The following is a 23690-nucleotide window of genomic DNA, read 5'->3' on the forward strand; positions in this document are numbered from 1 at the left end:
ATCACCAGTTGTTGAACTTCAGCTCGCGTCCGTCCGTCTTGAGCGGAGCGAGTTCTCCCCACGCGAGCAGGTCGTCTCCGCCCGCAGGCTTTGCCACGCGAACGAAGCCCGGAAGATCACCTACGACCATCTCGCGCGTTCCATCGCCGTCCACATCCAGGAGCCGAGGGGAGGGATAGCGCACCTTGGCGGCGAGCGCCGCGTCCCCCGAGGTGAGCTGGACAGGACTGGCGAACTCGGAGGCGGATCGGCCGAACATGAGGATCGCGCCGCTGCCCAGGAGGGTCGCGCCGAGGAAGATCGAGAGCTGCATCGACGCAGGGTAGCACGGCGAACTCCTCTCCATGCTGCTTCCCTGTATCGCCCTTGTATCGTTCGCCGCCATTCAGTCTTCCGATCCCGTAGAATCCGATTACGTCGGCTTCTGGCGCGGAACGCTCTGGTGCAACGGCGCCGGGCAGGTGTTCGAGGTCGAACTGTCCCCGGCCGAGCAGGGGCTCTCCGTGAAGACCACGCTGCCTGACTGGATCTTCTTCCCGGTCGATGACTCCACCGCAAGGGTCTTGGATGGGCAGATCCAGCTCCCGCTGGTCTATGGGACGGCGACCCTCCAGCTCGATCGCGAGCGGGGCGAGATGCGCGGCTCGTTCGGCGCCTCACCCACGCGTATCCAGGTCCACGCGAAGCGCGCGATCCAGACGCCTGCGCTGCGGGTGATCGAGCGCGACGTGAGGATCCTTTCGGGCGAGATCGAGCTGGCGGCAACGTGCTTCGAGCCGGGCTGGCCCGGCCCGCACCCGGCGGTCGTCTGGCTTCCGAGCCGCGGGCCGATCACGCGCAGCGAAGATCGGATCGGCCGCGGTCGCTGGCTCGCGCGCCTCGGGATCGCCTCCGTCGTATGGGACAAGCGCGGCACGGGGGAGAGTGGCGGTGATCTCCGCGCAGCGACCTTCGACGACCTCGTCGGAGATGCGCGCAGCGCCCTGCGCTGGCTCGGTGATCAGGAGTCGATCGACGCGAACCAGATCGGGCTACACGCTTCCAGCGCCGGCGGCTGGGCCGCGATCCGGCTCGCGGCGCTTCAGGATCCTCCGGTCGACTTCGTGGTCACGAAGATGTCGCCGACGACGAGCGTGCGCACTCAGCAGATGGAATCCTGGGCATCGACTCTTCTCGCCGCAGGCTACGGCGAGCGCGCTGTCCAGGATGCGCAGGAATGGAACGCCCTTCTCTTCGACGCCGAGCCGACCGATGCGGAGTGGAAGCGCTACCGCGAATTGCTCGACGCAGCGCGCACGGAGGGCTGGGTGGAGTTCCTCGACTTCGACGACGACCCGGCGACGCGCGACGCGTTCCCTGGTGCGTGGGTCAGGCGCCATGACTACGACCCCGCGGCGGACTGGGAGAAGATCCGAACGCCCTGGCTCGGAATCTTCGGCGGACGGGACACGATCGTCCCGCTGGCCACGAACAGACTTCGGCTGGAAGAGCGGCCCGCAGAACGCTCTTTGCTGTCGATCCCGGGGATCGAGCACGGATTCGGCGAGTGGCCCCTGGAGCTACGCCGCCCAGGAGACTCCGCGATCGACAGCTATTTGGTGTGGAACAAGCTCCCCGTGGAGATCTGGGAACCCACGGTCCGATGGATATGGAGCCAGGTGACGCTCTCGCCATCCGCTCCGTTCGACGTCCGTTGACCGCCCCAGGGGGAGGGCCGCGCCCGTGGCGTTACAACGGCGTGACCAAGGGGATGGGCGGGGCGGCGTAGGTTGATCGAGGACAGGAGTCCTGTCTCGAAATCAGCCTGACGCCCATCGGAGTTTTCCACCATGAAGTCCTACCCTCTTCCGTCGTTGCTCTCCATCGGCCTGGCGCTCGCGGCCTCTCCGCTGGCTGCCAGCGCTTCGAACCAGCCCCACGATCTTCGACCCTGGTGTTCCCACGTGGTCTTGCCGCAGTCGGGGGTCATCCGGACCGCTCCTGCGACCGCTCAAGGAGCGCATGCGGGCGCCGCCGTGGAGGTACGCGGCGTCGACGCAGACATCTCGATCGTCGACGGCATCGCCACGACGAAGCTCACGATCGCGGTCGGCAATGCATCGGCTTCTCCTCAGGAGGCCGAAGTCCTGCTGCCCGTGCCGCGCGGCGCGGTCATCAGCGGCTTCGCGCTCGAGGGGATCAGCGGGAATCCGGCGCCCGCGGCGTCTTACGACGTGCTGGCGAAAGACGCCGCCATCGCGACCTATCGCACCATCGTCGAGCAGCTAAGGGACCCCGCGCTCCTCGAGTTCGCCGGCGACCAGCTCCTCCGATCGCACGTCTTCCCGGTGGAAGCGGGGGGAACTCGGACGATTCGGGTGAGCTACGAAGAGGTGCTGACCGGCGATGGGCAGCGTCTCGACTACGCGCTCGCGCGCAGCGAATCGCTCGGGCTGGCCGTTCCGTGGTCCATCGATGTCAGCGTTCGTTCGTCGAGCGTGATCGCCGATGTTTATTCGCCGACGCACGGCCTGGAGGCCAGGTCGACCGGGCCGCATGCCCGTTCACTGAAGGTGGCTGCGCGCGCCGATGGGCGCCTGGAACCCGGTCCGTTTCGACTCTCCGTTCTGGGCGGCGACGGTCCGGTTGCGACGACGCTCTTCTCCAGTCAGGACCCGGACGGCCGCGGCGGCTGGTTCCTGCTGCTGGCAGGCATCGGTGACGTCCCCGCGCGCGAGGACCTGCCGCCCCGCGAGGTCTCTCTGGTGATCGATCGCTCCGGTAGCATGGGCGGGGCCAAGTTCGATCAGGCCATCGCGGCCGCGCGCCAGGTGCTGGAGGGGCTCGACTTCGGGGAAGCGATCCAGATCATCGACTATGCTTCCGACGTCGAGCGCTTTGCCCCGGCGCCTGTCATCAAGACGAAGGCGAATCTGCCGGCGCTCCGGGCCTACCTCGATGGGCTGAAGGCGAAGGGGGGAACGAATCTTGACGGTGCGCTCCAGCTCGCGCTTCGAACGGACGTGATCGAGGGGTTCCTGCCCGTGGTGCTCTTCCTGACGGACGGCCTGCCGACGGAGGGCGAATCACGCGAGCACGTCATCCGCGACCGTGCCATGGAAGGCAACGTTCATGCACGCAGGATCTTCACCTTCGGCGTCGGGTACGACGTCAATGCGTCGCTGCTCGACGCGATCGCCGATCGCAGCCGGGGACGCGCCACCTACGTCGGTCCTGCTGAGAACGTCGAGATCGCCGTGGCGGACGTGTTCCAGGACCTTTCCGGGCCGGTGCTGACCGACCTCGAGTTCCAGGTGGCGTCCGCCGACGGCGTGGAGGACGTCCGCCTCGTTCGCGACGTGTACCCGGGGATCATGCCCGACCTCTACGAAGGCGACCGGCTGCTGCTCGTGGGTCGCTACACCGAGCCGCGTGCGGGCCAGTTCAGGCTGGAGGGCACGAGCGCCGCAGGCAAGGTCACGCACACGCTCGACGTGGACTTCGCGAAGGCGCTTGCGAAGAACCTCTTCGTGCCGCGGCTCTGGGCGATGCGCAGGATCGCCGCGCTGGAGGATTCGATCCGCCAGGCCGGCGCCAACCCCGCGGCCCTCGCCTCGCTCCAGGACGACCCGAAGTTCCAGGAGACCGTGGCCGAGATGCTGCAGCTCGCGACCGAGCACGGCATCCTCACCGATTCGACCGCGTTTCTCGCGCGCGAAGGGACGCAGCTCGGGGACGCGAGTGAGCTCCTGGCGACCGCCTGCCAGATCAGCTGTGACAACAACGGCGCGCGCAGCGGAGCGTCGGGCGTCGCCCAGCAGAGCAATATCGTGTCGAACCGCGGGCAGGCCTGGGTCAACGGCTCCAACACGCTCTACGACGAGGAAGGGAAGGCGGTGGCCAACGGGGGCGTGCAGACGATCCAGGGGCGGACCTACTTCCGCCGCGGGGCTCGCTGGACCGCAGGGGCCCTGGCCCTGGATGAGGCAGCCCAGGCCGCGCCCGGCTCCGAGGTGATCGTCGGTACGCCCGAGTACACTACGCTTTGCGAGACTCTGCTGCGATGCGGTCGCGCCGCCGAGCTGACGCTCGAGGGCGAGATCCTCCTGGAGATCGACGGAAAGGTCACCCTCATCAAGCAGCCCCACTGATCATGCCTACCAAGCGCACCGTCTGCGTCGTCGAGGACGACCCCGCGATCCGGAGAGGGCTCGTGGACAGCCTCCGATTCGCAGGATTCGACGTGCTCGAGTGCGCGGACGGTGCGTCGGCGCGTGCCACGCTGGGGCGTGCTCACCTCGACCTTCTCCTCCTCGATGTGGTCGTGCCCGGAATGGACGGACTCGACTACCTGCCGACGCTGCGGAGGGAGCGGCCGCAGCTGCCGGTGATCCTCGTGACCGCGCGCGGCGCCGAGGAGGATCGCGTGCGAGGTCTGCGCTCCGGAGCGGACGATTACGTGGTGAAGCCCTTCAGCCCCACCGAGCTGCTCGCGCGCGTCGAGGCCGTTCTGCGGCGCTCGCCCGCGCGGCCCCAGGACGTTTCGGGCGCGACGTACGCGGGCGGCCATGTGGATGTGGAACGCCAGGAGGTGCTGCTGGAAAGCGGCGAGGCGCGTGCGCTGACGGAGCGCGAGCTCGGGGTCCTGTTGCATCTCCTGCGGAATCCGGGAAGGCCGATCGAGCGCGCGGAGCTCCTCCGCTGCGTATGGGGCCTCGATCCGCGCGGGATCGACACGCGCACCGTCGACATGGCGGTCGCTCGGCTGCGCGAGAAGCTGGGGACAGAAGGCGCGGCCGTCGTTCGCACCGTTCGAGGAAAGGGCTACCTCCTCGGCGACGGCGTGGAGGCGGTGCGATGAAGCGAGATCAGCTCAAGACGCTCTATTTGTTCGCTGGTGGTGTGCTCCTGGTGGCGCTCGCCGCGGTGAGCGTACTGGTCGTCCATGAGACCAGAGCGCACGCGCGCACCACGGCGGAAGCGCTCTTCCACGAAGACGTTCGAACGGCGCTCTGGCGCATGGAGACGCGCGTCGGCTCCATGGTGGCGACCACCACGATGCGCGGCGGCGATGCGGTGCCGGCGAGCGACTACAGCAACAGGTGGATCGCACCGAAGGACAACGCTCTGAACGATGAGGCGGCACCCACTGGGTCGCTGCGCTCCGAGATCGTGGAGGCCGCCGATGACGCCTTTGTGATGGCCTGCGGGCTGGCGGAGACCGGACCGCTGCAGGAAGCGGTGACGACGCCGGACCCTGCGCTCTCTGGGGCGGCGGAATCGCGCGGGTGGCGGCGAAGCCAGGAGGAGTACCTCGCCCGGCAGGCGAGCACCAACGTGACCCATGTCGTTTCCGCCAACCGAGACGTCGAAGGGGCGGGATCGTGGACCATGGGGCCCCTTGCGCCCGTGTGGTGCGGAACGGATGCGGCCCGTGAACTCTACCTCGCCCGGCGAGTCGAGGCGGGCGGCGGCGTGCGCCACGAGAGCTACCGAATCCCGTGGCCGGAGCTCGAAGCGCTCCTGCTCGCGGAGATCGCGGACCTCTTTCCGGACGCCAGGCTCGTTCCGTTGACGGGGCCGCTCGCGACCCAGGTGCTCGATCCCGCTCGGGACGTCCCGACCGAGGACGACGCGTTCCGGCTCGCGGCGATCCCGGTCAGGCTGGAAGCTTCGCCTGGATCGAAGGTGAGGGTGGCCATGACGCCGTTCGCCATTCTGGGCGCTGGCTGGGCGTCGCTGCTGGCGGGCCTCGGCATGGGCTGGTTCGCGCTTCGGTCGAGCGTGGCCTACGGGGACAAGCACCGTCGCTTCACCCACGCCGTGACCCATGAGCTTCGAACGCCGCTGACCACGTTCCGCATGTACAGCGAGATGCTGGCGCGGGGAATGGTGCCCGAGGAGTCGCGGCCCGAATACCTGGCGACCCTGGAGTCGGAGTCCCTGAGGCTCTCCGGCCTCGTCGAGAACGTCTTGCGCTACGCGCAGCTCGAGGAAGGCGCAGGCGACGTCAGGCGAGAGACACTGGACGGCGCGGAACTCATGCGGCGAATCGAACCGGAGCTGTCTGGTATCTGCGCCCGCGCCGGCGCCGGCTTCGAGCTAGAACTCGGGGTCGGGTCCGAAGCCCCATGCTCGACCGACCCCCAGGCGATCGCTCAGATCCTGATGAACCTCGTGGAGAACGCGTGCAAGTACGGTTTCCGTGGGAGTGAGGCGGCGAAGGTGCGGGTGTGGGCCCACGGAGACCGCGGGCATCTTCTGGTGGATGTGATCGACGAGGGGCCGGGCGTTCCCGGCCCCATGGGCGCCCGCGTCTTCGAGCCCTTCGAACGCGCGGGGCGCGACTCATCCGACCGCGCCCCCGGGGTGGGGCTAGGCCTCGCGCTTTCGCGCGATCTGGCGCGGAGCCTGGGCGGCGACCTGACGCTGGAGAGCGGATCACGCGGCGCGACGTTTCGGCTGCGCGTTTGACCGTTGATCGGGGTATGGTCCCTTGCTCCACGGACACGGACACGATGCGGGCGAATTGGGTCTCGTGGTCGTCGCCGCTCAGCTTCTCCGCGACGGCGCCCGCTGCTTTGTCGACGGACTCAGCCGCCCCTCGCGTCGCCGAGCCGAGGCTCTTCATGTCGTCTTCGAGTTCGTTCCGGTCGATTCGAATCCGAAACGCCGAGGAACCCGCGTCGGATTCGGGGCACTAGGAGCCAATGGTGAGGGTGATCAGTGTGAGGACGACGAGAATTCCGAGGGCGCGCATGGTGCTGGTGTGAACGAGAGCTGCAGGGCGGAAACGGACACGGTGGGTTGCCACCGCGGCCGCCACGCCGACGATCGCGCCCACGAGGTGAGCTGCGTGGATCACCGGGCCGCCCATGTCGAGGCCATCCGAGAACGGTGCCGCGCCGCTCCATGTTTCCCAGGCGGCCTTGAGCACGGTGCCGATCCCGAAGACGGCGGCCAGATGGGCGCCCGGACCGTTCTTGCTGCGCCAGAGATCGAAGGTTCCGGCCACGGCCCAGCCGTGGAGAAGCCCCGAGAGGCCGTAGTAGTGGTCGAGATCCGGGAGCGCAGCGAGCAGCGCGAGGCTGATCGCCGGGGCCATCCAGAGCAGCCTGCATGCGGAAGCCAGCGGGCACTTCAGCGCGACGAACAGCAGCGCGGCCGCGCCCGCATCGTAGACGAGGTGATCGGCGCTTCCGTGCACGAGGTGGCCGGTCCAGAGTCGCCACCATTCGCCGTTCGCGAGGCCGGCTCTCTCTAGCTGCAACGTGCCGGGGAACGCGCTCGCCGCCGTCGCCAGAAGCACGGCGGCGAGGGCAGCGAGGACGCGCATGGACCAAAGGCCTGTCTCGGTGGCGCGCGCAAACATCACGCCGCGTCGCTGGATGAACGGCGCCATCCCGTGGCCAGCAGGAGCGCCAGCAGCGCGAGAATCTCCAGGGGGCCGACGGCTCCGCCGCCGCCGTTCCTGCGGCGCTGGCTCCTTTGCGGCGCGTGCGCTGCCCGTTGGCCACCGAGGGGTCCAGCGAGTGGCTGGCCGCCGGTCTGCACCTGGACCTGGTTCCCCGCCGTCGAGCGGACGGCGGCTGCGTCCTGTTCCCTGAGGCGTCGGTCACGGTTGCTGGATCCGAGACCGTACGCGGCCTTCCGCGACTCCTTCACCACGACCATGGACGTGTGATCGGTCACGAGGCTGTACGCGAGAGCCAGGTCGATCGTTCCGCGGCGCGTCTCGGACTCGGGCCTTCCGTCGAGCCACTCCGCGCGCTCCAGATCCTGGATCGCCGCCATCGCGTAGAGGCGCTCGAGTTCCGGGTTCGACTCGTCGATAGCAGGCAGATCGATGGGGACGGTCCAGTGGCGGTCTTCCCCCGAGATCCGGGCGCTGACCGTCAGTGTCGAGGGTCCTGACTTCTGGTAGCGACCGAACACAACGAGCTGCTGGCCGAGGTAGAGGCTCGGGAGCCGCTTCGGATGGGTGACGGTGGCGCCTTCGAGCTGGAAGCGCACGCCGTGCATCGCCTCGTGGGACATGCGATCGCGGGCCATCATCAGATGCGCCCCGACCTCGTCCTGGACCGACACAGTCCGCGCGAATCCGCCCGACATCGCCGAGAGATCCCCGAGGAGCACGGTGTTCGCGCCGTTGCCCATCACAAAGGTGAAGAGGCGTGCGTCGTGGGTCCTCGCCATCTCGATGAAGTCCCGGTACTCGTGCGGGCCCGCGTTCGCGACGCCGTCGCTGACGAGGAGGATGGCCGACGGGCGGTCGGCGTCGAGCCGCGCGTACGCGGCGTCGAGCGCAGCGAAGATGTTGGTGCCGCCAGCGGACTGCAGCCCTTCGACCTGTCGCTGGACGTCGTCGGCCTCGGCGGTGCCGGGGACGAGCCAGTCCCTCGAGAGCGCGCGATGGCCGTCATCGAACAGAATCACCTGGAAGCGATCCTCCGCGCGCAGGCGGCCGATCGCGTTGCTCGCGCCTCGGCTCAGCACCCGAAGCTTCTCGCCGTTCATGGAGCCCGAAATATCGAGCACGAACATCCAGTCCGTGCCGTAGGTGATCTCCTCGAGGTCCTCGCCGGGGGTGATCACCGCCATGAAGGTCCCTTCGCCCTGGTCGGCGTAGCGACTCGTGAGCAGCTCGATCCGGGCGGGGACGTCGGGGGAGAGGCGATAGAGAAGCACGAAGTCGCGGTCGAGCACGGGGCCCTGCCCGCTCCAGCTGCCCGTCCAGAGATCCGGTGCCTCCTGCTGGAAGCTCATCGCGGCGTGGGACGGCGAGTGCAGCCCGTCCACGGGGAACGCGGTCTTCAGCGTGACGTCCAGCGTCATGCTGCCCGCGACCTCTCTCTCCATGGACCAGAACGCGGTGTCCATGCCGGAGCCGCCGCCCGGATCCTCGGTGTTCCCGTTCTGCAGGGGGTAGAGGTAGCGTCCGACGCCCTGGTCGATGTCGAGCGGCTGGTAGTAGACGACGCGGACCCTGGCCTCGCCGTGGGCAGGCACCGGGCTCAGGGTGATCCGGTAGTTCACGAATCCGTTCTGGTCGAGCTTCGCGCTGGACTCTCCCGCCTTCGTCTCTTCCTGGTAGATGCGGCTGGCCTCCGCTTTCTCCACGACCTCGCCGATCAGGGGCTGGCCGTCGATCCAGAGCGTGAGTTCCGAGAGCGAGGCTTCGTCGGGAAGGGGGAATGCCCAGGTCGCTTCCAGGGCGTGGTCCGTCGAGTTCTGCAACGTCTGAAGGATCGTCGTGGTCGCGAAACCGTTGTTGATGACGACGCCCACGTCGTGGGAGACGAGATCGAGCCGGCCGTTCCGAACCGGCGCCGCGGCGGTCGGTTCGTCCTCCTGCTGCGTGGCGAGCGGAGTCCGAGTGGAGCCTTGGGAGAAGGCCGAGCCGAGAAGCGTGAGGCCGGTGAGCGCGAGGAGCGCTGCGTGGCGGGTTGCGCGATGACGTGTGTGGTTCATGGTGAGTTCCTGTTGGGTCGAGGTGTCTGTCACCAGGAAACGCTTCAGCCCGTGGACTCTGTGCGCAGCCGTTTTGAGCGGCGAGATTCACGTCGTGAATCGAGCTCGCGATCGATGCTTCGCCAGGCCCGCCACAGGGATCGAGCGCCTACGCACTGGGGCTACCCTTCTACGCACTCGTGAGCGCGAATAGCCCTTGCTGGTAGCGCGATGCGAGGACCCTTCATGTGGCAGATCTGAGCCCCGGATCGGATTGCAGAGGTGTCATTCGGTCGCGGGCGAAACCGCATTGACGCGCCATCGAGCGCTCCTGACCATCGAATCGATGGCTTCTCGGCCGCGCCTCCGTGCGCTCCCTTCCCCGACTTCTACCCCTCAGAACAATGCGACCAATCTTTGACCGGCGGCGTACAGCTGCCCTCTCCATGGCGAGCTTGGCTGCCATCGGAGCCTTCGCATGGAATGCGTACTCGAGTCCTCCGTCGCCGGTGGCTTCCCCGATGTTGGCGCCGCTGCAGAGCGGGAACCAGGTGCTGGCGTGGAACGACCTCGGGATGCACTGCGTCGACCCCGACTTCTCCCTGTTCTCGATCCTGCCCCCGTACAACACGGTGAACGCCCAGGTCATCGTGAACGGTGACCTGCTCGACATGGGCGGCGGCTACACGATCACCTTCGAGAGCGTTGCGGACGCCAATGGGTCGATCAACACGACGTCCATCGGCAAGACGAACTTCTGGGACTACGAGGACGATCTCTTCGGCGTCCAGCTGGCTCCGGACTCTGGCCTCACAGGGACCATGATGCCCGGCGCCGCGAACACGCCCCAGAACATGCAGTTCAGCGCGATCTGGAACTGGTTCCAGGCGGAGGGCATCCCGATGACGGCGATCGACGACGCGGGCGAGCACAACAAGTACCCGCTCGTCAAGGTCGTCGTTCGCAATGCAGGGGGCACAGTCATCGCGGACACGGTCACGTCGGTTCCGATCTCGGCCGAGCTCAACTGCGCCGAGTGCCATGGAAGCGGCATGCACCCCGACGCTCGCCCGACCGGCGGATGGGCGCACAGCTCCAATCCGGTACGCGATGACCGCCTGAACATCCTTCGGCTGCACGACGAGCGCCACGCGGGGGATCCCCAGTTCGCGGCGGCGCTCGCGACCGCTGGCTACGATTCGGCAGGGCTCCTGGCCACGGCCGAGGGCGGCACGTCGATCCTCTGCTCGCGCTGCCACGGATCGAACGCGCTCCCGGGCACCGGCATCGCCGGCATCTCCGCCCTCACGGTCGCCATGCACCGCTACCACGGCGACGTCACGACGCTGACGGGGGCCACGATGGACGAAGTCCCGAGCCGCGTCGCGTGCTACACCTGTCACCCCGGCGCGAAGACCAAGTGTCTGCGCGGCGCCATGGGCAGCGCGATCGGACCGGACGGGCAGAACTCGATGGACTGCCAGAAGTGCCACGGCACGATGGCGGACGTCGGCAGCCCCGCCCGCGTTGGCTGGCTCGATCAGCCCAACTGCCAGGCGTGCCACACGGGTGACGCCGTGACGAACAGCGGACAGATCCGCTACACCGACGCGCACCTGCCGAACGGCGACCTGCGCATCCCGGCCTCGACGCGCTTCGCCACGAACCCGAACACGCCGGCCCAGGGCTTCTCGCTCTATCGTTTCTCGGAGGGCCACGGCGGCCTCGAGTGCTCGGCCTGTCACGGCTCGACGCACGCGATCTACCCGACGAGCGAAGACAACGACAACGCGCAGTCGATGGCGTTCCAGGGTCACGTCGGAACGATCATGGACTGCTACGCCTGTCACCAGTCTCTCTCCGAGAGCCAGATGACGATGGGCCCGCACGGCATGCACCCGACGACCACGGAGTGGGTCCGCGACCGCCACGGTGACATCGCCGAGCACGGCAATCAGGCCCAGTGCCAGGTCTGTCACGGCACGGACTACCGCGGCACGGAACTCTCCCGCGCTGGCGGCGATCGCCAGTACCAGACGCAGTTCGGCACCAAGAACTTCTGGCGCGGCTACGCGGTCAGCTGCTACGACTGTCACGACGGTCCGAACGACGATGACAACAACAGCAACGGCGCACCGACGGTGGCGAACCTGACGGTCGCGACTCCGAGCGACACACCCCTGGCGATCCCGCTCTCCGGAACGGATCCGAACGGCACCAACCTCACGCTGCGCATCGTGAAGCAGCCGAAGACGGGCACGGTGGCGTTCAACGGCTCCGTCGCGACGTTCCTGCCGGAGCCGGGTCAGACCGGATCCGCCCAGTTCACCTACGCGGCCAACGACAACGAGTCCTGGTCGAACCTGGGAACGGTCACCGTCAACCTGACCGAGCCGAACTGCGGGGGCACCATCGCGCCGTACAGCTTCGGCTGCGCCGGCGGCGGGAACGAGACTCCCATGCTCGAAGCTTCGGGTTGCCCCGAGCCGGGTTCGATGCTGACCTTGACGGTGTCGAACGGCATGCCGGGCGCCAACGCGATCTTCGCCATGGGCACGGGCTTCGGCAACAGGCGCGAGTTCGGCCCGGGCTGTGTGCTCCGGATTCAGCCGGTGACCCAGCTCCTGCCGCTCGTCCTGGACGGCTCCGGCATGGCAACCCTCCAGGTGCCGATCACGGCCGCGATGTCCGGACAGCTGCGCACGATGCAGGTGTTCGTTCGCGCTCCCGCGGGCGGTTTCCCGGGCACGTTCACGAACGCGCTGGAGGTCCACGTGGACTGATCACCCGCGAATGCGGCGCAGCACGGCCTCGGCCGTGCTCGACAGGCCGTCCGGATGGACGGCCGCTTCCAGCCGGCGTGCGACGAGGGTAGCCTCGAACGCGCGCCGGCGTTCTTGTGGGCCGAGGTCGTGCCAGCCCGGATGCTCCTGGATCACGCCGCGCTCATCGCGCTCGCGGTAGGCGGAGGTCACCGCTTGAATCAGTTCGCCGTTCTTCATGCCCTGTCACCCAGGTAGTCGGACTCCCGAACGCCGCGTCGCTCGAGGCATTCGATCAGCAGCTTGCGCGCCCGGCCGATGTTCTTGAGGAAGGTGTTGAGCGTCATCCCGAGGCGCGCCGCCAGCTCACGATCGTGACGTGCGCCGCCGTCGTCGAAGCGAGCGCCCATCGCGGCACGCGGCTTCGCCGGGAGCTTGTCGCGGCACCCGGCGACGGCCTCCTGCACCAGAGGATCGATGGGGGACGACGACACGTCGCCGAGGTCCCCATCGAGCGTCTCGTCGAGGGGCATCGAGACTGGCTTGCGACGGAGCCGCCGAACCTCGTCGATCGCGAGGTTCTGAGCGGTCCGCAGGGCGAGCCGCAGCAGGGAGTTGCCCTTTCCATCGCGCGTCACGCGCGGCGCGACCTGCCACATGCGGAGAAGGGTTTCCTGGCAGATGACCTCGGTGTCCACGGACTCCGCGAACGAGCGGAGGCGCAGCCGGATCTCGTGCTCGGCGCCGGCGACCCAGCGCCCGAAGGCGCTGGCGTCACCGGCGGCGATCGCATCCAGTTCGAGGTCGAGGTCGGTCACTTCTGGAGGTTTAGCTGGATCGAGGTCTTGCCGGCGACGTAAACCCGAATCGCGCTCGCGTTCGGCGCTTCCGGAAGGCCGGTGAGCACCATACGAATCTCGGCACCGCTCGCCACCGGTCCAGAGGTGGAACCGGCGAGCTCCAGATTCACGGCGTGGACGCTACCGTCTTCGAATTCGACGGTGATCGGGCCGACGTCGACCCAGACCATGTCGTCGGGAGCCTGGAAGCTGACCACGAGTCGGCCGTCCTTGTGAAGGAGCACCCGCGCGATCAGCTCGAGCAAGAGTTCCTTCATGGGCTCGAGGGCGCTTGCGAGTTCGTCGCGATCCTCGTCGGCCGGAGAGGCCGGGATCGAGAGTCGCGCGTTGCGCAGGTCGTCATCGAACTCCATCTTGCTCTTCTCGTCCATCAACGGCCGCTTGCTCTTCTTCGGGCGGTCCCGCCTGGAAAGCGGGACCGGTGCGGAGGCGGGCATGGCGCCGTACTGCATACCGCCCGCGCCCTCAACGTCCCTGACGAATCGGAGCGAAGCTCGAAGGCCCAGCCCCTCGGCCGACAGACCGGCGCCGAGTTCGTGGGGCATCTCCACGCTGCGAGTCGGCTCGTTCGGGTCCACGGTGCGGGCTTCGGAGATGGCGACCCAGGAGGTCCTTCGGGTTGCGATCTGGTAGTCGAGGCCGAGGCGCTCGATCTCCGCGTCCGTGGCCGTGCTCGAACGCGCGCGGAAGTCGAATGTCTCCAGCTGCTGGACGCGCTCACGGGCGAACAGCGCGGCGTTGGCTCCGGATCCCGCAGCGGCCGCCGATACGTCGAGGGTGCGCTTCCACACGCCGTCCGCGGTGCGACCTTCGATCACAATCTTGCCCTTGGGGCGGCCTTTCGCATCCGTCTCCAGACGCACCGGGATCAGGGAAGGCGTGCCTGCGTACACGTCCATCGGTCCGATGGCCGTTTCGCGAACCGCGCCGCCGCTGATCTTCAGGTCGACGAGGATGGGCTGATTCATCGACGCCAGAAGCTCCCTCGTGGCCGAACTCGGGTCTTCCCCCGGGGCGACGATCTGCTCGACGCCGCGACCCGCAAGGGCCGCTCCCGCGGTCAAGGTCCGGTTGACGCCGTGCCCGATGCCGAGCGTGTGCACGCGGCATGCGGCCGGGAGCCTTTTCACCACGTCATGGACGAGCTGCTTCTCGCCGCCGATCAGGCCGTCGGTCACGACGAGGACCTGGCGCTGGGACTCGGGGCCGAGAAGGCTCAGGGACTCCAGGATCGCACCGTGCATGTCGGTCGAGCCAGAGGCTTGGAGCGACTGGAGCCAGCGCTTGGCGCTCGCGCGCTTTCTCGGCGTGGCCTGCCGCGCGCCGCGCTTCCATCGGGAGACGGAGCTGCTGAACTCCAGGAGCTCCAGCCGGTCGTCCTCACCGAGCGAGTCGATCAGGGCGGAGACCACCGCGACGGCCTGGGCGAGGGGCTCCCCGGACATCGAGCCGCTCGTATCGAGGAGCACGATCAGATCGCGCGGGATGGTGCGCTTCGGCTGCGCCGGCGGCACCAGCGTGAGGAGGCCGTAGAGGCCGCTGGCTTCACCGACCTTCGCCGATTCCACGCTCAGGCTGACGCCGGGTGCCGCCGCTGCCACGGGCCAGCGCAGGACGATGTCGCGGTCCAGCGGGACCCCCGCGCCGCCCTCACCTTCGGCATCGAGGAAGCTGACGCCCGTGCCCGCCGCGCCCGAGAGATCGCTGACGCGGAAGCGGTGGGACGGCGATGCGACTTCGCCGCTGCGCTCGTCGCGGATACGGAGGTCGAGGCGCGCCCGCGTGCCGAGGTGCTCACCGGCGGGCAGATCGGCGACCTGGACCTTGACGCGCTCCACCTCGGCATCCGGGATCTCCGGGCGCTGGTAGCGCGGCGCGACGACGGTGGGGAAGCGCCATTCCCAGGCGCCAGCGGCGGCCTGCCAGATGAGCTTCTGGTCCAGTTCGACCGTGACGACGATCTCGGCGCCTGCGGGGACGTTGCCGACCTCCTGACGGAAGAGCGTGGACGATTCCTCCTCCAGGATCGCCGCGGAGCGTCCCTCCAGCAGGGCCTCTTCGAAGTTAGCGCGGGCGTCTTCACGGGTCTGAACGACGCCGCGGGTGACTTGCCCGTCGAGTTCGAACGAGAACCCAGAAACGGCGGCCTTTTCCGGGAGCGGCAGGAGATACGAAACGCGGAGCGGCTCGGAGCCCGTGTTGACGAACGACTGGACGAGCTTCACGCGGGCGATACCGCCCTGGGCTTCGGTCTCGATGCGGGTTTCACCCAGGGGCAGACTCTGGCCCTCGGTGCTCACGAGAGCGGCTCCTCGGGAGCATGCGGCGGTCGAAATTTGGGACATGGGTGCGTGCGAGATGGTCATAGTAGTGCCTCCTGGGCAGCGGATCGTGTGGTTCGCACGTCCAACGAGCGCCGCCGGGATCTGGTGACACGGTTTTCTCGGCTCCCGCACCGATTTTCTTTCACCGCCCCGCTCCCATGAATCTCGCCGTCTTCTCTCTCCTGGTCGCCGCTCTCGTTCCGGCCACGACTCCGGCCCAGGGGGCCGCTCCCGTCGCCCACGAGGTTCTGCTCCAGGGCAATGACCGGCTCGCGATCATCGCGCCGGACGGCGAGATCCGCTGGGAGATGCGCTGGGGGGGGATCCACGACATCCACTGGCTGGAGAACGGCCACATCCTGACGCGCCAGGGCGCAGCCACGGTCGTCGAGATCGATCCCGAAACCAAAGAGGTCGTCTGGTCCTACGATTCTTCGAAGGAGGGCGGCAACGGGGGCAAGCCCGTCGAGGTGCACGCGTTCGAGCGACTCGCGAACGGCCACACCATGATCGCGGAGTCCGGCCCGGCGCGCCTGATCGAGGTCGATGCGGACGGGAAGATCCAGAAGGAGATCCAGCTCGTCGTCGATCATCCTGGCGCGCACACCGACACGCGCCTCGTGCGTTCGACGCCAGCGGGGACGTACCTCGTCGCCCACGAGGCTGACGGCAAGGTGCGTGAGTACTCGCGCGAGAGCGGCGAGGTCGTGTGGGACTTCGAGGTGCCGCTCTTCGGCCGCGAGCCCGCCGGTGGCCACGGGCTGGAGGCCTACGGAAACCGCCTGTTCCAGGCGCTGCGCCTGCCCTCGGGGAACACGCTGATCTCGACCGGCAACGGTCATGGCGTGATCGAGGTCACGCCGGAGAAGAAGGTGGTCTGGCAGCTCCAGCAGAATGATCTCGAGGGCATTCGCTTCGCCTGGGTGACGACGCTCGAGGTGCTTGCCGACGGTCACTACGTCATCGGCAACTGCCACGCAGGGCCGGGGCAACCGCTCCTCGTGGAGATCGAGCCGAAGACGAAGAAGGTCGTCTGGACGTTCGATCGCCACGACGACTTCGGGAACAGCGTGTCGAACTCCCAGCTGCTCGACGTGCGCGGCGAGTCCCTCAGGTAGTCGCAGCGCAAGGTCATTTCTCCACCCTGGGAATCGAGATCTCGACGCCCTCGAACTCCAGCGTGAACGCGGATCCCCGGAGCGCGTACGTTCCGCTGGATACGCTGCCCTGGTCGCCGAGGGCCATGGACTGCCGGACGCCTCCCTCGCCGTCGAACTCCATGGCGAGGTGGAGCTTGCGGCGCCCATCCCCTGCGATCAGCGTCCAGGAACCCCGTGGGTCCACGCCCTCGTGGATGGTCTCGAGGAGCGTGTTTCCGTGCTGGCGCGAGGTCATCTGCATGAGGTGCCCGCCTCCACTGAGGGCGGCCATACGCTCGGCCGCGCTGGGGGAGTCGAGCCGATGCTCCACTCCCTCCACGTTCACGCGGAAGAGATCCGTCAGCGGGAGCGGTGCCGCCCGTTGGGCGGCCTGGGTGACAGCGCGAGGGGCCGTCGTCCGAAGCCCAAAGCTCCCAACAGCGGCGAGCCCCACGAGGAGGCCGAGGGTCCAAAGGCTTGCGTGGAGGGGCTTCACATGCGTCCATGCGGGAACCCTCGATCGGGACTGCCAAGAATTCCAATCCGTTGAAGCCTGGTCAGTCGTCGCCGGTCGTCGCTCCAGAGCTTCGTCCGGGCCCACCTCCGCTTCGTTCGGTCGTCTTCCTTGCCACGCCGCGGTTTGAACGCACTGGTGGAGCAAACTCGTGAATCATGCAGGCTAGATGCTATGGGGCAGGCCTTTCCAGGACGCCGCGCGAAAGCGAAAGTGTCCTGCACGGCAGCTTTGACCGCCCCGGTAGTGGACCGGAGTGGAAGAGAGGCTGCCTGAACCAGCCAGCGCCCCGAGTTTTGACGGCGAAGGGCAACTGGCGAGCACGGAGCTACTCATGGCCCAGGCAGCCGTTCAAAATACTACTGCAACCCCCGTCCTCTACGTCGCCCTCGAGCTGAGCAAAGATACTTGGAAGCTCGGCATCACCCTCGACAGAGTGTCCAAAGCGAAGATCCGCGACGTTCGCGCCAGGGACCTCGATGGGTTTCTCGCGGAGATCGAAGCGGCCAAGAAGCACTTCAATCTTCCAGAGAACACTCTGGTCAAGAGCTGCTACGAAGCGGGTCGCGACGGCTTCTGGATCCACCGATTCCTGCTCGCCCACGGCATCGAGAACGTCATCATCGATCCCGCGAGCATTGAGGTCGATAGGCGGAGTCGGAAGGTCAAGACCGACAGGGTGGACGCCCAGAAGATGGCGCAACTTCTCGCTCGACATGGCGATGGAGAGCGCGTTCTCCGCGTCGTACGAGTCCCTCCGCTCGAGTCAGTCGATGAGCGGATCTTGCCCCGGGACCTCAAGGCCCTCAAAAAGCGACGAGAGCAGGCCGCCAACAAGATCCAAGCGAGCCTGTTCGAGCACGGAGTAGACCTCAATCCCCGCCTGGGCAGCTTTAAGGACAAGGACTTCCTCACCGCGCTCAAGGCCGCCCGACAGTGGGATGGCAAACGACTCCCACCTGAGTGCTTGCGAAGCGTCAAGCGAAGCTGGCAGCTGTACTCCCTTCTCACCAAGCAGATCAAAGAGCTCGAGCAGCGGCAGCGCCAGGTCCTTCGCGAGGCACGCGCCGAGCCAGAGAAGGCCACCTCTGCAGCCCGCAAGGCCGCCATCCTCAGTCAGCTCCGTGGGGTGGGCGACATTGGAAGCTACGTGCTGACCACGGAGTTCTTCGGCTGGAGAGACTTTGACAACCGAAGTCAGGTGGGCGCACTCGCCGGTTTGACGGGCACACCGTTCCAGAGTGGCAACATGGGACGAGACCAAGGCATTTCGAAGAGCGGCAATCCGCGCGTTCGGACGCTCGGGGTCGAACTCGGATGGCTATGGCTACGCTGGCAGCCTGATAGCCGGACGACGAAGTGGTACCACGAGCACGTCGGCAAGGGAGGAAGCCGCGCGAAGCGAAAAGCGATCGTCGCGGTGGCGAGGAAACTACTCGTCGAGTTCTGGCACTTCGTCGAACACGGCGTAGTCCCCACCGGTGCCGTACTCAAGACAACGAACGCGGAGGGGAGTCCCGCGTGACTCGCACCGGTGCTCCAGGAGACTCGCTTGCAGTGCGGGCGGAGGCGCTTCATCGAGGCCGCTTCGTTTGCCTAGATGAAGCAGTCGCCAGGGGCACTTTTCGAACAGGACGACGAATCGGAGGCCAACGAGAACACATAGAGCGCAGGACGCCACGAGGGAAATCAGCTCGTCATCGCCCGGCTGGGTGGGATGCTCATCGCATCCGCCGGTGGGCCACGACTTAGAAGGAGCGGTTTCTTCACTGGCTTTCGCAACGCCTTCGGGCGAACGCAGCATTAGGCCTTCGGGGCACAGACCCCGAGACGGATAGGAGCTTGTCGCGCGGCGACCCTCCCAAGCCAGCCTCTGGCGCGTCCACGCTACTACGCAAGAAAGCTATGAAGACTCCGAGCGTGCTTGCACTTTGTGCGCCGCCTTCGTGGTGGAAGAACAGACCAAAGAAAGGTAGCGCTCTGGGCGGCTGCGGCCGCCCAGCGCCCTTTGGAGGCACAGGGACTGTGACGTTCTCTAGCTCAGGTCAGACTCCGCCCGCGAAGCCGCAGGCGAGATTGCACGCGCGGGTTGGGCGGAGATGGGTATCACGCAGCAGATTCCAAAGGTCTGCCGAGATACATCCTGCCCAGGGCTGCCAACCGCCCAACGATTCAATCATCCAGGAGCAGGACGACGACCAAAATTCACTACAACGACCTTGACGAGGCCGTGCTCATAGGAGCCCGCATTATTCACGAGCTGGCACCACCAGCACGTCCAAACCACGCTGTGGCTGCGTCAGACGGAAGCCTGCGGCTTCCGCCCGCTTCGCGGGCTCCCTCACGGAATGCTCAACGGGCCTACAGGCCCGCCTCCGCTTCCGTTCGGTCGTCTTCCTTGCCACAGCGCGGTTTGGACGCACTGGTGGCACCATCTCGTGAATAATGCGGGCTAGGAGTCTGCGCCACAGAATGCGGTTTCGCGAGTGCTGTCAGGATTCGCGCTCGCAAGGCGCGCCGGACCCCCCATGGTTTGATGCCATTGGGGTTTGGCGCAACGCCGCGAGCGCGGATCCTGGCGGTGCTCGCGGAATCGCATTCTGTGGCGCAGACTCCTAGGAGCTTGTCCATCGTGGGCATCGAGAGGTGGGCTTAGGGTCGCGTGGCGACCTCCTTCTCCGACGTATCGGTGGTTTCCACCGACGATGAGATTGGGGGCACCAAGTAGCCAGTCACATCGTAGAACTCGAGGCCGAGCTTGAGGGGCGGGATCCAGCCGACAACGGGCCCTTTTGCCCCGAGCAGCAGGTAGCAGTTCGAGATCTTGAGCCAGCCATACACCTCACGGCCTTCGAGCCTGCTCATCCCTGATGGCGGGTCGCCGACTGAACGTCAAACTGCTCGGACCGAAACCCGCGGACGGCCTCCTTGAACTTGCCGCGGTCGTTTCTCTGGGGCCAACTGAAGTTGTAGTCTTTATTGGCCGTGGCCCCTTCGACGGATTCGTCCTGCATTCGTACAGCGAAAATCGGCGTTGGAAGACCGTCGCCTCCTATGAAGTCGTTTCAGTTCATCGCGCTCGCCCTGTTCCTCCCCGCCTTCTCTGGGCTCAGGACTGTTCCCGCGGCAGACGACGTTGCGCCCTCGAATCCGAAGGCCCGCAGGGCACTGCACGCGGTGACGGGCGACGTGGCTAGACTCGGCCGAGGTGATCTTCTGGAAGAGTTGCAGGAGATTCTCAGGGAGCTAGGCTCCGATGAAGCGGAGGCCAAACCCTGGGAGAAGAAGGCCGGGCACTTGCTGGAGCAAGTGAAGGGCGAGCCCAAGGAGCGCGCTGTCCAGTCGGCGGTCAAGAAGCTGCGCCGGGCCGTGGAGGGCTTGGCTGAGGGGCTTGGCGCCAGGAGCGAGGGAGACGCGGAGCGGCTCGCGCGTCTCTTGCTTCGGCTGGACTCTGGCCACGAACTCGCTCACGCTGCCCTGGGGCACGAGCGCTGGAACGGGTCCTTCGCCGCGCCGGACGAGATCCGAATCGGTCGGGGCATCGAAGCCATGGAAGCAGCCGCGAACGAGGCGTCCTCGCTGGAGGTAGAGGTCAGCGTGTCGAGGCCATCGAGCTCACCCCTGATCTTGAAGCTCTACGGCGAGGACTCCCACAGCGTCACGGCGAACGGCATAACCCTCCACGGAGGGATCGAGGCCAAGCGCCTGGAGCGAGCGCTGCGGCAGGCGGTGAGGGGACTCGCCTTCACGAACTGGGTGATGAACGGCAAGGTTGCCGCTCCCAAGCTCCAGCGTCCTTGCGAGATTTCGTTCACCGACAATGAGCCCGACTACGATCGGGCTCTGGACGAGGCTATGGCGGCCAGTTGGCTCACGAAGAAGTCTCGTGATCGCGTGGGCACCACCGACCTTGAGAGCTTCTTGCTGACCAAGGGCGGACGGTGCAGCCGCTGGCGCCCAGAGTGCCGAATCTCCTCCTTGGTTCACTGGGACGTCCATGACGATGTGCTCCCGGATTCGATTCAGCCAGCGCTCTTGGCGGGGCATATCAACTGGGTCTCCCTGCGTTTCTTCGGAACGGGCAAGCCCTCGGTTTCGTATCCCGAGGCGGAAGCAGGTCGAGGCGCGGGCAGCACCGCGAAGGCAAAGGCTCGCACGGAGGCCCTCTGGCGGGCCGCCAGCAGCGGAGTCTTTGGCGCTCGCTGCTGGATTCGCGCCCAGCTGAAGGCCGGCAAGTCCGTGAGCTTCAGCCGCTCGGTGCTCGACCACGAAGGCAAAATCTCGGCGGAGCCGCTTCTGGTTGCCACCCTCGCAACGGAGTACCTGCAGGCCACGGGTGAGTTCAAGAACGCGGCCCGCTCCAAGCCGGACAAGAACAGCACGATCGTGGCCGCCATGGAGAAGGCACTCTGCCGCCCGATCCCGGAGTTCGACGATCAGTGGACCGCCTGTCTCATGGGGGAAGGGCCGGGACTTGGCATCCTCCAGCGTCTCGAGGGCAGGACCATGGGCCCGACGGACCGCGACGAGGTTTCCGAAGTGGTACGGGCGGGAGTTGCCTACCTGGCGGAGGTGAGGAACCAGGCCTTTGCCCCCCTTGGCGTCTTTGCCGAGGCCGTGGAGCCTTTCGCCGAGCTGTGCGAGCAGAACGCGCTGCACGCGGCTTACCTCAATCTTCACCCGGAGCAGAAGTCGGCCTGGCCAGATGCCCACGAGCAATATCCCGATCAGCAGGGGTTCACCGCCAAGGGGGCATGGGGCGGAAGCCACAGCGTGATCGCCTACTCAGGGGACGCAGCTTCGGCCATAGACCAGTGGATGGGAACGTTTTTTCACCGGCTGCCACTCCTGGAGCCAGGCCTGTGTGGCACGGGCCTCGCTATCGACGAGGAGGTGGTGGTGCTCGACGTGAACTCCCTCGCGAACCAGTACTACGGCGAAGCTCTGGTGGCCTGGCCAGCAGATGGCATGACGGATGTGCCACTCGCCTTCGTCCCCGAGCTCCCTAACCCGGTGCCGGGGGAGAACCAGTCAAGCCTCGGCTACCCATTCACCGTTCAGGCCTACTGGGGCCCCGAGCGGGCGGAGCGAACTCTTCAGCTCGCCATGTTTGTGGGAGAGGGGGACGATCCCGTGGATTGCCACGTCATCACCCCGGACGCACCGCTCTTCGACCGCCTCAGCCCCAAGGACGCCTACTGCCTGATTCCCAAGGGACATCTGGCGGCCAGCGAGTCGTACCGAGTGACCGGGCGCTGCTTGGAGACCGGTGGTGTCTTCACCTGGCGCTTCAAGACAGGTCGGCGCTGAGGGGTGGAAGTGTGGAAGGACCCTACGGGGTCCGCCACACCAATCGGATGAGAGCCGTCACCGAGCGCACTGCGCCCGGGACGGCGGGGCTCTCGATCGATCCGATGATGCTTCGCCCCGCTGTGGCTCAGCATCGCGCAAAGACGAGACCGAGGCCGAGGGGGAAGGGTTTCTGGGTAGATTCTGATGCAGGAGTTTTACCGCTTCAGACCGCGCCGAAGAGCGCGAGGCGATGGTGCAACCACAGGGCGCCCGGCGACAGAACGGCCAGCCTCAGGAATGGGTCGATGGGGGAGCGGATCGCAAGCTCTGGACGCGTCTCCCGATAGCGCAGGAGGCACGTGGAAAGCCCGGGGAAGGGGCGCATGGCTATCCGCGCCACCGCGTCAGTGAGGACGAGCGCGACGGGCTTGCCAGCGATGACCACGATGAGCCAGGTGAAGATCGGACTCGTGGGCGCCGCCCTCCCGCCGAGCTCCACGTTCGCCTGCGCGAAGGTCCAGGTCTCGACGACAGGCCACCGCGTCTCAAGCTCTACCCCGCTGATGACGAGTCGGCCATCCGGGAGGAAGGTCAGCGCGGCGAACAGATCACCCAGATCGAACTCTTCGCTCGCGCGCGCGTGCTCCTTGAGGAAGAGGCTGGGGAGCGTTTCACAGAGTTACCAGGTCACGCGGATACCTGCATCGCCGCGCCCGCGCTCGGCTCGTAGCCGTAGCCGGAACGGCTCCGTCAAGAAGGGAGCTGAGGGTGGCATGTCCCACTCGGCAGAGGCATCCCCCATGAGGCCCATCTCCAGGTCGGGGAGCGGCTCGCCCCCGCCGCGATTCTCGTCCGCGGCGAGAGTCACGCCGGGCGCAGGAGGAGCTGCCTTGGGCGCTGGCCATGGCGAACAGGAAACAGCCAGGCCCGCCAGGACGCAGAGTGGGGATGCGGGAGACTCGACCATCGAAGGGAGCATGTCCCTACCGCCCTACGAGCCGTTCCCCACCGCCCGAGCCTTTGGTCCAAATACCGATGCCGCCTCGCCAGGGGCGAATGGACTTCGGGTAGCAGGGCGGCGCGGCAGAACGGCGCGCGGGCCAGGGGGGCCGATGAAACGAGATCAGCCAGCACTCTTGTGGAGGGTGCTGGCTGGAGGTCGTCGTGGTGAAGCGATCGAGCGGTGCCGTTCCGAGAGGGGGGCAGTCGGGCGAATCCGACTCAGCGAAGAGCCCGATGGGCGCTTGGGCGCTGCTCCGTAGTCGGTGAGGATGGGTCGCGATGGATCGGGCCCCGGGCCCCGGGCCCCGGGCTGCGGGCTGCGGTGACAGGTGTCGCGACTGGCCTTTCGGCACCCCGCTCGGAGTGAC

The 23690-nt window shown here is 67.0% G+C and carries 18 protein-coding genes; 8 read left to right on the forward strand and 10 right to left on the reverse strand.

Annotated features, from left to right (window positions below):
- Position 1: 1 nt before the first annotated feature.
- A complete protein-coding gene (locus Poly30_RS04255; RefSeq protein WP_145194783.1) occupies positions 2 to 313 on the reverse strand; it encodes a hypothetical protein in 312 nt (103 codons plus the stop codon).
- A gap of 31 nt (positions 314 to 344) precedes the next feature.
- On the opposite strand from Poly30_RS04255, the gene Poly30_RS04260 reads away from it, so the two are divergent.
- From Poly30_RS04260 to Poly30_RS04275, 4 genes are all read left to right on the forward strand, one after another.
- Entirely contained in the window at positions 345 to 1697 is a 1353-nt protein-coding gene (locus tag Poly30_RS04260; protein ID WP_145194784.1) for an alpha/beta hydrolase, read from the forward strand.
- Between the two features lie 132 nt (positions 1698 to 1829).
- Positions 1830 to 4130, forward strand: a complete 2301-nt coding sequence (locus tag Poly30_RS04265; RefSeq protein ID WP_145194785.1) for a VIT and vWA domain-containing protein — start codon at positions 1830 to 1832, stop codon at positions 4128 to 4130.
- A gap of 2 nt (positions 4131 to 4132) precedes the next feature.
- Complete coding sequence (locus Poly30_RS04270; RefSeq protein WP_145194786.1) at positions 4133 to 4840, forward strand: response regulator transcription factor; 708 nt, start codon at positions 4133 to 4135, stop codon at positions 4838 to 4840.
- A complete protein-coding gene (locus tag Poly30_RS04275; RefSeq protein ID WP_145194787.1) occupies positions 4837 to 6453 on the forward strand; it encodes a sensor histidine kinase in 1617 nt (538 codons plus the stop codon). The genes Poly30_RS04270 and Poly30_RS04275 overlap by 4 nt, the downstream gene beginning before the upstream one ends.
- Before the next feature lie 226 nt (positions 6454 to 6679).
- Here the strand turns inward: Poly30_RS04275 and rrtA are convergent, their stop codons facing one another.
- Entirely contained in the window at positions 6680 to 7381 is a 702-nt protein-coding gene (rrtA, locus tag Poly30_RS04280) for a rhombosortase (RefSeq protein ID WP_145194788.1), read from the reverse strand.
- A complete protein-coding gene (locus Poly30_RS04285; protein WP_145194789.1) occupies positions 7351 to 9450 on the reverse strand; it encodes a VIT domain-containing protein in 2100 nt (699 codons plus the stop codon). Before Poly30_RS04285 ends, rrtA begins: the two co-directional genes overlap by 31 nt.
- A gap of 500 nt (positions 9451 to 9950) precedes the next feature.
- On the opposite strand from Poly30_RS04285, the gene Poly30_RS04290 reads away from it, so the two are divergent.
- Positions 9951 to 12212: an Ig-like domain-containing protein gene (locus Poly30_RS04290; protein ID WP_145194790.1), complete on the forward strand. Its 2262-nt coding sequence runs from the start codon at positions 9951 to 9953 to the stop codon at positions 12210 to 12212.
- Here Poly30_RS04290 and Poly30_RS04295 read toward each other — a convergent pair whose 3' ends face one another.
- From Poly30_RS04295 to Poly30_RS04305, 3 genes are read right to left on the reverse strand one after another with little or no spacing between them, the layout of a single operon-like run.
- Entirely contained in the window at positions 12213 to 12431 is a 219-nt protein-coding gene (locus Poly30_RS04295) for a hypothetical protein (protein ID WP_145194791.1), read from the reverse strand.
- Entirely contained in the window at positions 12428 to 13009 is a 582-nt protein-coding gene (locus Poly30_RS04300) for an RNA polymerase sigma factor (protein ID WP_145194792.1), read from the reverse strand. The genes Poly30_RS04295 and Poly30_RS04300 overlap by 4 nt, the downstream gene beginning before the upstream one ends.
- On the reverse strand, positions 13006 to 15396 hold the full coding sequence (locus Poly30_RS04305; protein ID WP_419190936.1) for a VIT domain-containing protein: 2391 nt from the start codon (positions 15394 to 15396) through the stop codon (positions 13006 to 13008). The genes Poly30_RS04300 and Poly30_RS04305 overlap by 4 nt, the downstream gene beginning before the upstream one ends.
- A 137-nt stretch (positions 15397 to 15533) precedes the next feature.
- On the opposite strand from Poly30_RS04305, the gene Poly30_RS04310 reads away from it, so the two are divergent.
- Positions 15534 to 16493, forward strand: coding sequence for an outer membrane protein assembly factor BamB family protein (locus Poly30_RS04310; protein ID WP_145194794.1), 960 nt, complete (start codon positions 15534 to 15536; stop codon positions 16491 to 16493).
- Between the two features lie 13 nt (positions 16494 to 16506).
- Here the strand turns inward: Poly30_RS04310 and Poly30_RS04315 are convergent, their stop codons facing one another.
- Positions 16507 to 17010 carry a hypothetical protein gene (locus Poly30_RS04315; RefSeq protein WP_145194795.1) on the reverse strand — a complete coding sequence of 168 codons (504 nt, stop codon included), beginning with the start codon at positions 17008 to 17010 and terminating at the stop codon, positions 16507 to 16509.
- Positions 17011 to 17362: 352 nt separating this feature from the next.
- Here Poly30_RS04315 and Poly30_RS04320 point away from each other — a divergent pair, with 352 nt between their 5' ends.
- Positions 17363 to 18553 (forward strand): IS110 family RNA-guided transposase, encoded by a 1191-nt coding sequence (locus Poly30_RS04320; protein WP_145194796.1) that lies wholly within the window; start codon positions 17363 to 17365, stop codon positions 18551 to 18553.
- Positions 18554 to 19680: 1127 nt separating this feature from the next.
- Here Poly30_RS04320 and Poly30_RS04325 read toward each other — a convergent pair.
- On the reverse strand, positions 19681 to 19893 hold the full coding sequence (locus Poly30_RS04325) for a hypothetical protein (protein WP_145194797.1): 213 nt from the start codon (positions 19891 to 19893) through the stop codon (positions 19681 to 19683).
- A gap of 189 nt (positions 19894 to 20082) precedes the next feature.
- Here Poly30_RS04325 and Poly30_RS04330 point away from each other — a divergent pair, with 189 nt between their 5' ends.
- Positions 20083 to 22338 carry a hypothetical protein gene (locus Poly30_RS04330; protein WP_145194798.1) on the forward strand — a complete coding sequence of 752 codons (2256 nt, stop codon included), beginning with the start codon at positions 20083 to 20085 and terminating at the stop codon, positions 22336 to 22338.
- A 205-nt stretch (positions 22339 to 22543) separates the two neighbouring features.
- Here Poly30_RS04330 and Poly30_RS04335 read toward each other — a convergent pair whose 3' ends face one another.
- Together Poly30_RS04335 and Poly30_RS04340 are read right to left on the reverse strand one after the other, a co-directional pair.
- Positions 22544 to 22819 (reverse strand): hypothetical protein, encoded by a 276-nt coding sequence (locus Poly30_RS04335; protein WP_145194799.1) that lies wholly within the window; start codon positions 22817 to 22819, stop codon positions 22544 to 22546.
- Positions 22820 to 22999: 180 nt separating this feature from the next.
- Positions 23000 to 23188: a hypothetical protein gene (locus tag Poly30_RS04340; protein WP_145194800.1), complete on the reverse strand. Its 189-nt coding sequence runs from the start codon at positions 23186 to 23188 to the stop codon at positions 23000 to 23002.
- Between the last annotated feature and the right edge of the window lie 502 nt (positions 23189 to 23690).

It is taken from the genome of Saltatorellus ferox (genome assembly GCA_007751475.1).
Taxonomy (GTDB): Bacteria; Planctomycetota; UBA1135; order UBA1135.

Excerpts from the sequence above, each read along its gene's own strand:
- Poly30_RS04265 (WP_145194785.1), top strand. The coding sequence starts at position 1,830 with ATGAAGTCCTACCCTCTTCCGTCGTTGCTCTCCATCGGCCTGGCGCTC.
- Poly30_RS04325 (WP_145194797.1), bottom strand. The coding sequence starts at position 19,893 with ATGAGCAGGCTCGAAGGCCGTGAGGTGTATGGCTGGCTCAAGATCTCG.
- Poly30_RS04255 (WP_145194783.1), bottom strand. The coding sequence starts at position 313 with ATGCAGCTCTCGATCTTCCTCGGCGCGACCCTCCTGGGCAGCGGCGCG.
- Poly30_RS04270 (WP_145194786.1), top strand. The coding sequence starts at position 4,133 with ATGCCTACCAAGCGCACCGTCTGCGTCGTCGAGGACGACCCCGCGATC.
- Poly30_RS04285 (WP_145194789.1), bottom strand. The coding sequence starts at position 9,450 with ATGAACCACACACGTCATCGCGCAACCCGCCACGCAGCGCTCCTCGCG.
- Poly30_RS04320 (WP_145194796.1), top strand. The coding sequence starts at position 17,363 with ATGGCCCAGGCAGCCGTTCAAAATACTACTGCAACCCCCGTCCTCTAC.
- Poly30_RS04330 (WP_145194798.1), top strand. The coding sequence starts at position 20,083 with ATGAAGTCGTTTCAGTTCATCGCGCTCGCCCTGTTCCTCCCCGCCTTC.
- Poly30_RS04295 (WP_145194791.1), bottom strand. The coding sequence starts at position 12,431 with ATGAAGAACGGCGAACTGATTCAAGCGGTGACCTCCGCCTACCGCGAG.
- Poly30_RS04275 (WP_145194787.1), top strand. The coding sequence starts at position 4,837 with ATGAAGCGAGATCAGCTCAAGACGCTCTATTTGTTCGCTGGTGGTGTG.
- rrtA (WP_145194788.1), bottom strand. The coding sequence starts at position 7,381 with ATGGCGCCGTTCATCCAGCGACGCGGCGTGATGTTTGCGCGCGCCACC.
- Poly30_RS04310 (WP_145194794.1), top strand. The coding sequence starts at position 15,534 with ATGAATCTCGCCGTCTTCTCTCTCCTGGTCGCCGCTCTCGTTCCGGCC.
- Poly30_RS04290 (WP_145194790.1), top strand. The coding sequence starts at position 9,951 with ATGTTGGCGCCGCTGCAGAGCGGGAACCAGGTGCTGGCGTGGAACGAC.
- Poly30_RS04305 (WP_419190936.1), bottom strand. The coding sequence starts at position 15,396 with ATGTCCCAAATTTCGACCGCCGCATGCTCCCGAGGAGCCGCTCTCGTG.
- Poly30_RS04260 (WP_145194784.1), top strand. The coding sequence starts at position 345 with ATGCTGCTTCCCTGTATCGCCCTTGTATCGTTCGCCGCCATTCAGTCT.